The sequence below is a fragment of the Oerskovia gallyi genome, assembly GCF_014836745.1.
GTDB lineage: Bacteria > Actinomycetota > Actinomycetes > Actinomycetales > Cellulomonadaceae > Oerskovia > Oerskovia paurometabola.
Genome location: NZ_JACSQE010000002.1, coordinates 50,296 through 63,630 on the forward strand (window position 1 = coordinate 50,296; position 13,335 = coordinate 63,630).

Annotated in this window: 11 protein-coding genes; 10 read left to right on the forward strand and 1 reads right to left on the reverse strand. The window is 74.1% G+C overall.

Features of this window, described 5'->3' with window-relative positions:
* Nucleotides 1-4: 4 nt before the first annotated feature.
* From H9640_RS02645 to H9640_RS02685, 9 genes are read left to right on the forward strand one after another with little or no spacing between them, the layout of a single operon-like run.
* Nucleotides 5-562 (forward strand): hypothetical protein, encoded by a 558-nt coding sequence (locus H9640_RS02645; protein WP_225226640.1) that lies wholly within the window; start codon nucleotides 5-7, stop codon nucleotides 560-562.
* Nucleotides 559-2,205, forward strand: a complete 1,647-nt coding sequence (locus tag H9640_RS02650) for an AAA family ATPase (protein WP_191789204.1) — start codon at nucleotides 559-561, stop codon at nucleotides 2,203-2,205. Before H9640_RS02645 ends, H9640_RS02650 begins: the two co-directional genes overlap by 4 nt.
* Entirely contained in the window at nucleotides 2,202-3,569 is a 1,368-nt protein-coding gene (locus tag H9640_RS02655) for a hypothetical protein (RefSeq protein WP_191789205.1), read from the forward strand. Before H9640_RS02650 ends, H9640_RS02655 begins: the two co-directional genes overlap by 4 nt.
* A complete protein-coding gene (locus H9640_RS02660; protein ID WP_191789206.1) occupies nucleotides 3,566-4,582 on the forward strand; it encodes a transporter substrate-binding domain-containing protein in 1,017 nt (338 codons plus the stop codon). Before H9640_RS02655 ends, H9640_RS02660 begins: the two co-directional genes overlap by 4 nt.
* The gene (locus H9640_RS02665) at nucleotides 4,579-5,784 is read left to right on the forward strand and encodes a hypothetical protein (protein ID WP_307824039.1); all 1,206 of its coding nucleotides are present in this window, start codon (nucleotides 4,579-4,581) and stop codon (nucleotides 5,782-5,784) included. The genes H9640_RS02660 and H9640_RS02665 overlap by 4 nt, the downstream gene beginning before the upstream one ends.
* On the forward strand, nucleotides 5,781-8,120 hold the full coding sequence (locus tag H9640_RS02670; RefSeq protein ID WP_191789207.1) for a serine/threonine-protein kinase: 2,340 nt from the start codon (nucleotides 5,781-5,783) through the stop codon (nucleotides 8,118-8,120). The genes H9640_RS02665 and H9640_RS02670 overlap by 4 nt, the downstream gene beginning before the upstream one ends.
* Nucleotides 8,117-9,367 carry a PP2C family protein-serine/threonine phosphatase gene (locus tag H9640_RS02675; protein WP_191789208.1) on the forward strand — a complete coding sequence of 417 codons (1,251 nt, stop codon included), beginning with the start codon at nucleotides 8,117-8,119 and terminating at the stop codon, nucleotides 9,365-9,367. The genes H9640_RS02670 and H9640_RS02675 overlap by 4 nt, the downstream gene beginning before the upstream one ends.
* Before the next feature lie 22 nt (nucleotides 9,368-9,389).
* The gene (locus H9640_RS02680) at nucleotides 9,390-10,673 is read left to right on the forward strand and encodes a VWA domain-containing protein (RefSeq protein ID WP_191789209.1); all 1,284 of its coding nucleotides are present in this window, start codon (nucleotides 9,390-9,392) and stop codon (nucleotides 10,671-10,673) included.
* A complete protein-coding gene (locus H9640_RS02685; protein WP_191789210.1) occupies nucleotides 10,670-11,665 on the forward strand; it encodes an FHA domain-containing protein in 996 nt (331 codons plus the stop codon). Before H9640_RS02680 ends, H9640_RS02685 begins: the two co-directional genes overlap by 4 nt.
* Before the next feature lie 149 nt (nucleotides 11,666-11,814).
* On the opposite strand, the gene H9640_RS02690 is transcribed toward H9640_RS02685, so the two are convergent.
* Entirely contained in the window at nucleotides 11,815-12,126 is a 312-nt protein-coding gene (locus H9640_RS02690) for a hypothetical protein (protein ID WP_191789211.1), read from the reverse strand.
* 480 nt (nucleotides 12,127-12,606) lie between these two features.
* Between H9640_RS02690 and H9640_RS02695 the strand changes: the two genes are divergently transcribed.
* Nucleotides 12,607-13,317: a biotin transporter BioY gene (locus H9640_RS02695; RefSeq protein WP_318243608.1), complete on the forward strand. Its 711-nt coding sequence runs from the start codon at nucleotides 12,607-12,609 to the stop codon at nucleotides 13,315-13,317.
* Nucleotides 13,318-13,335 lie beyond the last annotated feature (18 nt).

The window sequence follows — 13,335 nt, forward strand, 5'->3', positions numbered from 1 at the left end:
CGCCATGGGCTGGTTCCAGAACCTGTTCGGCGGCGGGCGCAGTCGCCCGCCGGAGGTCCCCGTGCTGCCGCCGGCACCCACGAGCGCGGACATCCTCGCCTCGGTCGACGCCGTGCAGGCGCAGATCGACGGCCGGGTCCCGCCCGCGGTCACGGCGCGCGTGAACCGGATCGCGAGGACGGTCGACGACATGGCCCCGCGCCTGGACCGCCTGGGTGGCGGCAGCGCGCAGGCGCACACGGTCGTCGCGACGGCCACGAGCTACCTGCCGGAGGCCGTGGGCGGCTACCTGCGCCTGCCGCGCGACTTCGCGGACACCCGCGCGGTCAACCGCGGCAAGACGTCGCTCATGATCCTGTGCGACCAGCTCGACCTGCTGGGCGTGACGCTCGACAAGATCTCGGACGCGGTCTCGCGCGCGGACGCCGCGGCCCTCGTGGCGCACGGTCAGTTCCTCGCGGAGAAGTTCCAGTCCTCCTCGATCGCGCTCGCGCCCGACGCCGGGACGGGCACGGCCCAGCCTCAGGCACCGGGCAGCCCGGGCGGGTTGGAACGGCCGTGAGCGCCGCGCGCCAGGGGGCGCTCGCACGGAGCATCGAGGCGCTCGTCGCAGTGGGTCGCGGTGCGGGCCTCGTGCCCGACGACGTCGCGCACGAGGGCGAGCGGCTCGCCGCCGCGGTGGCCGAGTCGTCCACGGGCGCGGCTCCCGCGTGGCTCGAGGCCGTGGGGCGTGACCCGGGCGACTTCACGGCGTTCTTCGAGGCCGCGCAGCGGGGCCGGCGGTGGCGCTCGGCCCCGACCGACCAGCTCACGGCCCTCGTCGTCGCGGGCTCGGAGCATGCCGCCGCGTATGCAGAGGCCCTCGCGGCCGTGATCTCCGCGGCCGGTGCGCTGGGCTCCCCCGGGCTCTCGTCCTCGGCGAACGCCGCGTCCACGACGGCCGTGCAGCGCGCCGCGGCCCAGCCGCACACGGCCCCACCGCGCGCCGCCCGGCCGCAGGGCACTCCTGTCCACTTCCCGACGCCGTCGTTCGACCCGACCCTCCCGAGCGCGTCGAACCCGTTCGACCTGGGCTCTCTCGTCGGCGCGGGCGGCCTGCGTCCTCCGGCGCAGGACGTCGTCCCGACGGTCGACGCGATCCTCGACGCGCTGGGGGCGCGTACCCCGGGCGACGCAGGCCCCGCGACGCACGCGACGCCGTCGGGCAGCGTGGACGGTGCGACCACCGGCGGCGCGCAGAGCGCGACCACGGGCGACTCCCCCGCCGAGAAGGAGACCGAGACCGAGCCGCCCCGCTCGCTCGAGGAGCTCCTGGCCGAGCTCGACGCGCTGATCGGGCTCGACCGGGTCAAGCACGAGATCCGCCAGCAGACCGAGCTCCTGCGCGTCGAGAAGCTGCGCACGGCCGCGGGCCTGACCACGCCCACGCTCACGCGCCACCTCGTGTTCCTCGGCAACCCGGGCACGGGCAAGACGACCGTCGGACGCCTCGTCGCGGGCATCTACCGCGCGCTCGGGCTGCTCAGCAAGGGGCACCTGGTCGAGGTCGACCGCTCCGAGCTCGTCGCCGGCTACCTGGGGCAGACGGCCGTCAAGACGTCCGAGGTCGTGGCGACCGCGATCGGCGGCGTGCTGTTCATCGACGAGGCGTACGGCCTCGCGGAGGACCAGTACGGCGCCGAGGCCGTCAACACGCTCGTCAAGGACATGGAGGACCACCGCGACGACCTCGTGGTGATCGTCGCGGGGTACCCCGGCCCCATGGCCGGGTTCATCGCGACCAACCCCGGCCTCGAGTCACGCTTCTCCACGACCATCACGTTCGACGACTACTCGGACGGCGAGCTGCGCGGCATCTTCGAGCGCATGGCGACCTCTGCGGACTTCGAGGCGCTGCCCGAGACCCTCGACCGGTTCGAGGAGTTGGTCTCGCTCGTGCCGCGCACCGAGGGGTTCGGCAACGGTCGCCACGCGCGCAACGTCCTGGACGCGGCCATCGCGCGCCACGCGTGGCGCCTCAAGGACACCCCGGAGCCCACGCTCGACGAGCTGCGCCGGCTCCTGCCCGAGGACCTGCTGCCCGAGGACGGGACCGCCGCCGAGGGCTCGGCCGGCATCCTGGCCGAGCCCGAAGACCTGCCGGAAGACCTGCCGGAAGACCTGCCCGAGAACCCGACCGTCTCCCCTCAGGAGGAGCCTGCATGAGCCAGACCCTGACGCCGCCGCCCGGGTCCGCCCCGGCGCCCGGTCGGGCCGTCCAGCCCTCCTACCCCGGGCAGCCCGCCACGCCCCCGGGCGCACCCGCCGCCACGCAGGCCGAGGAGCGGGCCGCCCGCCGCGCGGGGGTGCGCAGCGCGCTGCGTCGATCGCCGGGCAAGCTGCGGATCGCGCTCGCGCTGTGCGTGCTCGCGGCGGTCGTCTTCGGCGCGCTCGGCTTCCAGGCCGCGCGTGTCCAGGGGATCGCGCTCGACGACGCCCGCGCGGACACGAGCCAGCTCCTGGGGGTCCAGGACGTGCGCAACAACCTGGTCGTGGCGGACGCCGCGGCGACCAACGCGTTCCTGGTCGGCGGCCTCGAGCCCGTGGACCAGCGCGAGCGCTACGACGACGCGATCGCGAACGCCTCGATCCGCATCGCCGAGCTCGCGGGGTCCAACAGCGCGGACGCGACCGAGCTCGGCCGGGTCGCCTCGCAGGTCGCGGTCTACACGGGCCTGATCGAGCAGGCGCGCGCGAACAACCGCCAGGGCTTCCCGGTGGGGTCGGCCTACCTGGACCAGGCCTCGACGCTGCTGCGCGACGAGATCCTGCCGACGCTCACGACGCTCGTGGACGACAACGCCGACCGTGTGGCGTCCGACCTGTCGATGGTGCGCAACGCGCTGTGGATCCTCGCGGCAGGCGTCCTGTGCCTGGCGCTGCTCGTCGCGACGCAGGTGTGGCTGGCCAAGCGCACGCACCGCGTGCTCAACGTGGGGCTGCTCGCGGCGAGCGCGGTCGTGCTGGTCGTCGGGGTCGTGGGTGCGGTCCTGCTGAGCCAGACCAACGGCGCGGCCGCCGCGGTCCGCGACGGACCGTACGCGGCGACGCTCGCGGCGTCGACCGCGTACTCGGAGGCGAACGACGCCAAGGCCATGGAGAGCTTCACGCTCATCAAGCGCGGCTCGGGCCAGGCGTACGAGGAGTCGTTCGTCGAGCTCACGGCCGACGCGACGCAGCGCCTCGACGACGCGGGGGCTGCCGGGGTCCTCGACGGGACCGCGGCCGGACACCTGGGCGACTGGGTCACGCAGCACCAGGCGATCCGCGCGCTCGACGACGCGGGCGACTGGGACGGGGCGGTCGCGCTCGCGACGAGCTCTGCCGAGGGCAGCCCGAACGCCGCGTTCGCGGCCTTCTCCCAGTCCGTCACGAACGACATCACCGACAACATCAGGGCCACGCAGGCCGACCTCGCCTCGGCAGGCACGAAGTCCGCCCTCGCGGGCTGGCTGCTGCTGGCCGCGGGCCTCGTCGCGGCGGTCCTCGCCTGGCGCGGCCTGAACGTCCGACTGGAGGAGTACCGGTGATCACCACGACCTTCCGCAAGAGCGGGCGCCTGGGCGCCCTGGTGGCGCTGGGGGTCTCGGGCGCCCTGGTCCTGGCCGGCTGCGCCACGCCCGACGCCGGACCGTCCGCGGGTGCGTCCGTGGCCTCGGTCGTCGGCACCGCGGGCAGCGCAGCGGCCGGCAGCGGCCCGGCCGGCAGCACCGTCTCGGCTGCCGCGGCGTGCGAGAACCCGGTCGCGTCCTACGCGCCCGACGGCCCGCTGCCGGGACCCGGTGCGCTACCCGCAGGCAGCACCATGGCGGCGATCCGCGACCGCGGCTCGCTCGTCGTGGGCGTCTCCGCCGACACCCTCCAGCTCGGTGCCCGCAACCCCCTGACGGGGCAGATCGAGGGCTTCGACATCGACGTGCTGCACCAGGTGTCGACCGCGCTCTTCGGCGACCCGAACCGGCTCCAGTTCCGTGTCATCACGTCCGGTCAGCGGCTCGAGGCCCTGGAGAACGGCGAGGTGGACATCGTCGCCCGGGCGTTCACGATCAACTGCGAGCGCTGGGAGACCATCGCGTTCTCCTCGGAGTACTACCACGCGGGCCAGAAGGTGCTCGTGACCAGGGACTCCGAGGCGCAGGGCATCGCGGACCTCGCGGGCCAGCGGGTCTGCGCCCCGGACGGCACCACGACGCTCGAACGCCTCCAGGAGTACCCCGACATCGAGGCCGTGCCCGCGACGACCCACACGGGCTGCCTCGCCCTGTTCCAGCAGGGCAAGGTCGACGCGATCACGGGCGACGACACGATCCTCGCGGGCTTCGCAGCACAGGACCCGTACGCGAAGGTCGTCGGACAGGCGATCTCCGACGAGCCGTACGGCCTGGGCATCCCGGCCGCGAACGTCGACATGGTCAAGTTCGTCAACGGCGTGCTGGAGCAGATGCGCACCGACGGCACCTGGACCGCGCTGTACGACGAGTGGCTCGGCGTCCTCGGCCCGGCCCCGGCCCCGCCGGTCGCCGTGTACGGCCGCACGCCGTGACCCCAGGCTCCTCGCCCTCCCCTGCCGCTGCTGGGCCGCCCGTGGCCCCGCGCACGCAGCAGGCACCGAGCGCGCCCGGACGTCTGGGCGAGGCGAGCCCGGCCGCTGAGCTCTTCACGTACCTCGCGGCGCTCGAGGAGTGGTTGCGGGCTCGGCGGACCGAGCTCGACCGCCTCGACGCCGCAGCACAGGCCGCGGCGTCCCCCGAGACGTACACCGCCGACATGCTGCTCGCCATGACCCTGTGGCAGGCGGCCCGCACGCGCGCCGACGAGATGGCCGTGGTCTGGGACTCGGGGCGCGCGGACACGGTCGCGCGCGAGAAGATCTCACAGCTGATCTGGGGGCGCCTGAGCTCGCCCGACGGCTCGTCGCTCGTGTCGTTGGTCGAGGCGACGCGGCTGTGCGACGCGATCGTGGCCGCGCTGCGCACGCGCCTGTCCTTCGACCCGAACGCCGCCGACGAGGTCGCCCGGTTCCGTGGGCTGCGCGCCGAGCTGGCCCGGTGCGACGAGCTCGCCGGCTCCGACACCGAGGCCCGTGGCCGGGTGGAGAAGCTCCGTGAGCGCTGGACGCGGCTACGCGACAAGGCGTCGCACGGCGCCGACGTGACCGGCCCCCTGACCGAGCTCGAGGCCGAGGTCGCCCGCACCGAGCGCGACCTCATCGTGGGTGCGTCCGAGCGTCGCGAGCTGGCCCGCGACCGCAAGCAGGCCGTCGAGCGCTACGCGGCCCTGGAGGCGCGCGAGCCCTCGCTGCGCGAGCTCGCTGCCCGTGCCCGTCGCGAGATCGCCGCTCCCCCGCGCCTCGCGGTGCCCGACGTGTCGCGCCTGGGCGAGGTCCCGCACGACCGCGCGGGACTCGACGGGTTCCTGACGCGGCTCGCGACCGTCGCGCGCGCGTTCGACACGGTCGAGTCCGCGTACACCGCGCCGCTGCGCGAGCGGGCAGAGCTCCGCTACCGGCTCGACGCCTACCGCGTGAAGGCCGACGCCAACGGCCGCAGCGCCTCCCCCACGGTCCGCTCCGGGCTGGCCGAGGCCCGCGCGGCGGGCGAGGCCGTGCCCTGTGACGTCGTCCTGCTGCGCTTCCTCGTCGAGCAGTACCAGTTCCTGTCCCGTCCGCTCCCGGCGCACCTCGCGTCGCCCGGATCGTCACCCGCACCGCCGCCCGCACCGGGCCAGGAAGGATCGTCCCGATGACCACGACCGCTCAGGAGCCCTGCTCCCAGCCGGGCTGCACCGGCTTCATCGAGGACGGCTACTGCAACGTGTGCGGCTCGCCCGCCGCGCCCTCGGCCGGGGCTCCCGGCCCGGCAGGGTCGTCGACGACCGCGACCGCAGCCGCCGCGTCGCCGTCGGCCATGCTCGGCACGGGCATCGCGCAGGCCGCCCCGGACTACGCGGCCGGCCCGGGCCCCGAGGGCGAGGCCGTCTCGACCCGCACGGGGCGCACGAGCTCGACCCAGCTCGCGAGCGCCGCGCTCGGCTCGGCCCGCTCGGCCGTGACGGGCACCAAGTCCACGCGGCGCGTGGGGACGTCCTCGACGCGTCTGCGCGGCCACCGCCTGGGCGCGGGCCTGACGACCGTGCCGAGCGCGCCGGTCCGCGACCCGCTCCAGGCCATCATGGCCGTGCCCGAGCTCGCGGAGTCCAAGCGGTTCTGCCCCACGTGCGGCGCCAAGGTCGGCCGGTCGCGCGACGGCGTCCCGGGCCGCACCTCGGGCTTCTGCCCGCAGTGCCGCACCGCGTTCTCGTTCGACCCGCAGCTCTCGCCGGGCGACGTCGTGGGCGGCCAGTACGAGGTCGTGGGCTGCCTGGCGCACGGCGGCCTCGGCTGGATCTACCTGGCCCGCGACCAGAACGTGTCGGGCCGGTGGGTCGTGCTCAAGGGTCTGCTCAACTCGGGCGACCCCGACGCGTTCGCGGCCGCGATCTCCGAGCGCCAGTTCCTGGCCGAGGTCGAGCACCCGCTGATCGTCGAGATCTACAACTTCGTGATGCACGACGGCGCGGGCTACACCGTCATGGAGTACGTGGGCGGCAAGTCGCTCAAGGAGATCCTCAAGGACCGCCGCGACGACAACGGCGGCGTGGTGAACCCTCTACCCGTGGACCAGGCGCTCGCGTTCGTCCTGGAGATCCTCCCGGCGTTCGCGTACCTGCACGACCTGGGCCTGATCTTCTGCGACTTCAAGCCCGACAACATGATCCAGCAGGGCGACGGCGTCAAGCTCATCGACCTGGGCGGCGTGCGGCGCCTGGACGACATGACGTCCGCGATCTTCGGCACGGTCGGCTACCAGGCTCCCGAGGTCGCGGAGATCGGGACGTCGGTCGCGTCCGACATCTACACGATCGGGCGCACGCTCGCCACGCTCGTGCTGGACTTCCGCGGGAACCAGACGACGTACGTCGCGTCCCTGCCGCCGGTCGCCGAGACCCCGGTCTTCCAGCAGTACGACTCGTTCTACCGCCTGCTCGCCAAGGCCTGCGCGCTCGACCCGTCGGACCGCTTCGCGACGGTCGACGAGATGCGCGCCCAGCTCATCGGCGTGCTGCGCGAGGTCGTCGCGACCGACCGCGGCCCGGGCAGCGGCGCGCTGCACTCGGCGGCCTCCGTCCTGTTCGAGGCGCCCGTGTCCGACGACGCCGACCACCCGCTGACGTGGGACGCCCTGCCGACGCTCAAGATCGACGAGTCCGACCCCATGGCGAGCTGGCTCGCGGGCGTCAACATCGCCGACCCCGCGGCTCGCATGGCGGCCCTCGCTGCGGCCCCCGAGTCGACGGTCGAGGTGCGGCTCGCGTACGCCAAGGCCGCGATCGAGCACCGCCGGTTCGCCGAGGTCGACAAGACCATCGTCGAGATCCTCGCCGACGACCCGTGGGAGTGGCGGGCGGCCTGGATCGGGGGGCTGGCCGAGCTCGCGCGCGGCGAGGCCGCGGACGCCCGCGCCTCGTTCAACGCGGTCTACGGCCAGGTCCCCGGCGAGCTCGCGCCCAAGCTCGCGCTCGCCGTCGCGTGCGAGGTCAGCGGTGAACCGGACATCGCCGAGTCGCTGTACGTGATCTGCGCCCGGTCGGACGCCAACTACACCGCGCCCGCGGCGTTCGGGCTCGCCCGCATCCGGCAGGCGCGCGGCGACCTCGACGGGGCGCTGCACGCGCTGGACCTCGTGACCCCGACGCGCAGCTCGTACACCGACGCGCGCATGCGCCGCGCACGGCTCCTTGCCGGGTCCGACCGGGGGCTCACGGCCCTGGCCGAGGCGCTCGCGAGCGTCGAGTCGGTCGCGATCCCCCAGCGCGACCGCGTCGCCCTCTCGATCGACGTCCTGAGCTCCGCGCTCGAGGAGGTCACGGTCAAGAAGCAGGTCGGCACGGCGCGCCTCGGCGGGGTCGAGCCCAAGGAGCCACCGCTGCGCGACGCCCTCGAGGGGGCCTACCGCGAGATGGCGACGCTCACCGAGGACCGGGTCGCGAAGATCGACCTCGTCGACCGGGCGAACGCCGTGCGCCGCTGGACGACGACGTGAGCGCGCAGGAGAGCTCGCCCGGCCTGCTCGCGCCGTGCGCCACGTGCGGTGAGGTGCCCGCACCCGGGGCGAGGTTCTGCGAGAACTGCGGCTCCGACGTCGGGCCGGCGGTGGCCGCCGGGGACGGGCCGCCCATCCTGGCGCGCCCGCCCGTGCCCGCGCTGCCTCCCCTGACCCTCCCGACGCCTCCGCCGGACCTCAAGCCCACGGACCCCGACTCGGGCGCCGTGCCGCCGCCCCCTCCGCCGCCGCCCACAGCCCGACGTCCCTGCACGAGCTGCGGCGGGACGGTCGCGGACGACGGCTACTGCGAGCAGTGCGGCGAGAAGGCCCAGGTCGAGCGCGACCACTGGGCCGAGCAACCCGCCCCCTGGGTCGCGGGCGTGTGCGACCGCGGCATCCGGCACTCGCGCAACGAGGACGCCATGGCGCTCGCCGCGTCCGGTGACCCGGCCACGGCCGGGCGGTTCGCGGCGCTCGTGGTGTGCGACGGCGTCTCGGCCGCGCCGGACTCGGACGTCGCGAGCCTCGCGGCGGCGCGAGCGGCCCGCGACGTGCTCGCGTCCGGCGGGCCCGACGGCGCCGCGCCCGTCACGGGGGACGTCACCGAGCGCATCCAGGCGTGGCAGGCCCTCATGGTCGCCGCGTCGACGACCGCGAACGACGCGGTCCTGGTCGCGGTGGGCGACAAGGCCGAGCGGGCCGAGCCGCCGTCGTGCACGTTCGTCGCGGCCGTCGTCGACGGTCCGCTGGTCGTCGCGGGCTGGGTGGGCGACTCGCGCGCCTACTGGATCCCCGACGCCGGGACGGCCCGCCAGCTCAGCGTCGACGACTCGTGGGCGCACGAGCTCATGGCCATGGGCACCCCGCGCCACGTCGCCGAGAACGCGCCGCAGGCGCACGCGATCACGCGCTGGCTCGGGCCCGACTCGACCGACCCGGCGGCCCGCTGCGCCCCGACCGTCCCCGACTCGTCGGGCTGGTTGCTGGTCTGCTCGGACGGCCTGTGGAACTACTGCTCGGCGGCCGACGACCTCGCGGACCTCGTGCGCTCGACCGAGGCCACGACGGGGCGCGAGCCCCGCACCCTGGCCGCCGAGCTGGTCCGCTGGGCCAACGCCCAGGGCGGCCGGGACAACATCACCGCGACTCTCGCGCGTTTCGAGGCGCTCGCCGCCCCGGACACCTCCGATAACCTGCACACAGACGCGTTCTCGGGCGACGAGCCCGCGACGCGCGCCCTCTGATCCACGAAGGAGCCCAGAACCCATGGCCGAGTTCTCCGCCGAGGTCTTCCAGAACGAGTTCCTGTCCGAGGGCGCCACGGATGTGCACGCCATCGTGACGGTGACCGCCCGAGGGGCAGGTCAGGCGGGGGCCGCGACCTCGGGCGGCGGCGTCGCCGAGATCATCATGGTCGACACGTCCGGCTCGATGTCCGGGCGCAACATGGAGTCCGCCAAGTACGCCGCGCAGGTCGCGGTCGACCAGATCCTCGACGGGACCTGGTTCGCGATCGTCGGCGGCAGCCACGTCGCGCAGCGCGCGTTCCCCTACCCCAACGCGCGCGTCGCGATGGTGCAGATGGAGCCCGCGGCCCGTGAGGAGGCCAAGCGGGCCATCGCCATGATGAGCCCGTCGGGCGGCACCGCGATGAGCACGTGGCTCCAGCTCGCGGCCCAGCTCTTCGACACCGTGCCCCAGGCCGCCCAGCGCCACGCGATCCTCCTGACCGACGGCAAGAACGAGTCGGAGCCGCGCGAGAACCTGTCGCAGGTCGTGCGCGCCGTGACCGGGAAGTTCCAGTGCGACGCGCGCGGCGTCGGTTCGCGCTGGCAGGTCGACGAGCTGCGCGAGATCTCGACGGCCCTGCTCGGCACGGTCGACCTCATCGCCGACCCGAGCGAGATCGCTGCCGACTTCTCCTCGCTCGTCCAGAAGTCCATGTCGCGTGGCGTTGCCTCCGCGGACCTGCGCGTGTGGGCCCCGCAGGGCGCCCAGGTGCTGTTCGTGCGCCAGGTCGCCCCGACGGTCGAGGACCTCACGACGCGCCGCGCCGTGGTCAACCCGCTCACGGGCTCCTACCCCACGGGGTCGTGGGGCGACGAGACGCGCGACTACCACGTGGCCGTGCGCGTGGCCTCGAAGCCCGTGGGCTCCGAGCAGCTCGCGGCGCGCGTCCAGCTCGCTGTGAACGGCGAGGTGGTCTCGTCGGGGCTCGTGAAGGCCAAGTGGTCCGACGACGGCGCGCTCACCACGCGCATCAACCCGGAGGTCGCGCACTACACGGGTCAGGCCGAGCTCGCGTCCGCGATCCAGGAGGGCCTCGCGGCCAAGGCGGCCGGCGACGAGGCGACCGCCACGGTCAAGCTCGGCCGCGCCGTGCAGCTCGCGGCCGAGACCGGCAACGACGAGGCGACCTCGCGCCTGCGCAAGGTCGTCGAGATCGAGAGCGAGGAGCAGGGCACCGTGCGCCTCAAGCGCAACACCGACAAGCTCGACGAGATGGCCCTCGACACCGCCTCGACCAAGACCACGCGGGTCAAGCGATGAGCGCGATCTGCCCCAACGGGCACGCGTCCGAGTCGACCGACTACTGCGACGTGTGCGGCGAGCCCATGGGCGCCGCGTCGAGCGGTGCGTCGGCGGCGGTGGCCTCCGGGTCCGTCGGGGCCGCGGCCGGTGCTGCCGTCAGTGGTGGCGCGGCTGCGGGTGGCGAGCCCATCGCGTGCCCGCACTGCTCCTTCCCGGCTGCGGCCGGGGCGCTGTTCTGCGAGAACTGCGGCTACGACTTCACGACGGGCTCGCTGCCCGAGCCCGCGGGGGCGCCCTCGGCCGCGACCCCGGTGTCGGCGGGTGCGCCCGCCGGGTCGCAGGGGCCGCTCGATCCCTCGGCGTCGTCGCTCGACCTCGACCCGGTCGCGCCCCCTGCGGGGTCGCCCGCGGCCGCGCCGTCGGCGGACCCGTTGTCGGCCCCGGCGGCGCTCACGCCGCCGGTCGGCGACCCGGAGTCGGGTGATCCGTCGTCCACGCCTGTCGCTGCTCCCGCCGACCCGGCCGAGGGCGAGGCGACGTCCACGCGGACGGGCGCGACGCCGTCGGGGACGGGGACGCACCTGCCCACCCCGCCCGTGCCGGGTGAGGACCAATGGGTCGTCGAGGTGTGGATCGACCCCGACTGGTACCAGGCGCAGAAGGCCGAGGACCCGCTGCCGTCGGCCGGGCTGCCCGGGCTCGTGGTCCTGCGCGAGCGCAGCGTGCTCGTGGGACGCCCCTCGGTGTCGCGCAACATCCACCCGCAGATCGACTGCGGCGCCGACACCGGCGTCTCGCGACGGCACTGCCAGCTCAACACCGACGGGCAGCGCTGGTGGGTCGAGGACCTCCAGTCCTCCAACGGGACGTACCTGAGCCCCGCGGGCGGCGAGCTGCCCATCGACCCGATCCCGGCCGGTCAGCGCCGCGAGGTCGCCGACGGCGACCGCATCTACCTCGGCGGCTGGACGCGGCTCGTGATCCGCAAGGCGCTGCCTGGGGAGGTCTGAGCCTCGTGGCGTGACGGACGATGGCGACGAGGCCGCCGTGGTTCAACTCCGCTGGGGCGGGGTGTGGTGTTCGTGGATCACCCACAATTGTGGGTGATCCACGAACACCACACAGCGGCTGAGGCCGGAGCCGCGCCATCTCCACGTCGCTACGCGGGTCCCCGACCGGCGTCGGCCTTCGCCACCCAATCCCGCGCGACGAAGAACTCTGCGGTGACGACGAGAACCCCGAGCCGACTGCCCTGGCTTCGAGCCCGGAACGCCGTCGATCGCCTCACTATCGCGCAGTGAGTCACCAGCCCACCCGGGATGCCGGCCGCCAGCCCCATGAGCACCACACTCCACACGTCGAAGGCGATCCCTATGCCGATCATCGCGAACGACAGCACGTAGTTCCCGATCCAACCGATCTGGTTCACCCGGTCGAGAAAGACAGCACCTCGAGCAACGTCACGATCCATCGAGTCTCACCCCACCGTTCTGACCGTCCACGCAGGCGACATCCTCGCCGCCCACCACTGGAACAGACACGCCTCCTTCAACGAACCCGACGCCCTGATCGGACAACGGAGCCACCACGCGATCCAGGAATCGGGCCCCGGGATCGACGAGCAGCACCCGGACCACCTCGACCACGTCGGCACCCAGACCTCCCGGGGCAGCACGGGACGGGGCCCAGGGGCCCGCCGAGGCTGAGACTCAGCGCGCGAAGGCCGTCCGCTGCGAGCCGTCTCATCACGCCGTCGTCGGCCGTTTGGTCAGTTCCTCCATCAGGCAGCCAGGACCCCCTGCTGTTCTTGGTGGTTTCCTCCAACCGGTTGTCGACTTCCGCCAACGCACCCTGCTCTACCTGATTCGTGCCGCCGACGCACCGGCCTCCCGCCTCCGACCAGAGTGGACACGTGCCACCCGGCACCTCACGCCCTTCCCGAGGAGACCCCGTGGCCCGCGCAGTGCGCTCCGACCTGCCCGCAGACGTCCCCACCGACGTGCCCAACGTGCCGACCGCGCCGGACCCGTCGGCCGCGCCCCCGGACCCTGCGACCTCCCGCTGGAGCATCAGTGCGGCCGACGCGGCCCGCATCGCGACCTTCGCCGCGCTCACCGCGGTCCTCGGCATGCCGGGGAGCCTGGCCCTGTTCGGCAACGCCGTCCCGATCACGCTCCAGACCCTGGGCGTCATGCTCGCCGGTGCACTCCTCGGCGCGTGGCGCGGCGCGCTCGCGATGCTCACGTTCCTGGCCCTGGTCGCCGCAGGCCTCCCGCTCCTGTCGGGCGGCCGCGGCGGCCCGGGGGTCTTCGTGGGCCCGTCGGCCGGCTACCTGATCGGGTTCGTGGTCGGTGCAGCGGTCGTCGGACTGATCGTCGAGCGCTTCCGCACCCTGACGTTCTGGCGCGTCCTGGCCGCGTGCGTCGTCGGCGGCATGCTCGTCATGTACGCCCTGGGCATCCCGCTCCAGGCGCTCGTCACGGGCTTCTCGCTCCAGACGGTCGCGACCGGCTCGCTCGTGTACCTCCCGGGCGACCTCCTCAAGGCCGTGATCGCGGCCTCGGTCACGGTGGGTGTGGTCCGTGCCTACCCCGCCGCGTCCCCCCTGCGCCGCACCGAACACGCGACCGAGCGCCAGCCCGCCCCGAGCCCCGCGGCCTGATCGCCCTACGATCCCCTC

Bases quoted from the DNA above. Each gene is read 5' to 3' on its own strand.
- H9640_RS02645 (WP_225226640.1), top strand. From the start codon at position 5: ATGGGCTGGTTCCAGAACCTGTTCGGCGGCGGGCGCAGTCGCCCGCCG.
- H9640_RS02670 (WP_191789207.1), top strand. From the start codon at position 5,781: ATGACCACGACCGCTCAGGAGCCCTGCTCCCAGCCGGGCTGCACCGGC.
- H9640_RS02690 (WP_191789211.1), bottom strand. From the start codon at position 12,126: ATGGATCGTGACGTTGCTCGAGGTGCTGTCTTTCTCGACCGGGTGAAC.
- H9640_RS02655 (WP_191789205.1), top strand. From the start codon at position 2,202: ATGAGCCAGACCCTGACGCCGCCGCCCGGGTCCGCCCCGGCGCCCGGT.
- H9640_RS02680 (WP_191789209.1), top strand. From the start codon at position 9,390: ATGGCCGAGTTCTCCGCCGAGGTCTTCCAGAACGAGTTCCTGTCCGAG.
- H9640_RS02685 (WP_191789210.1), top strand. From the start codon at position 10,670: ATGAGCGCGATCTGCCCCAACGGGCACGCGTCCGAGTCGACCGACTAC.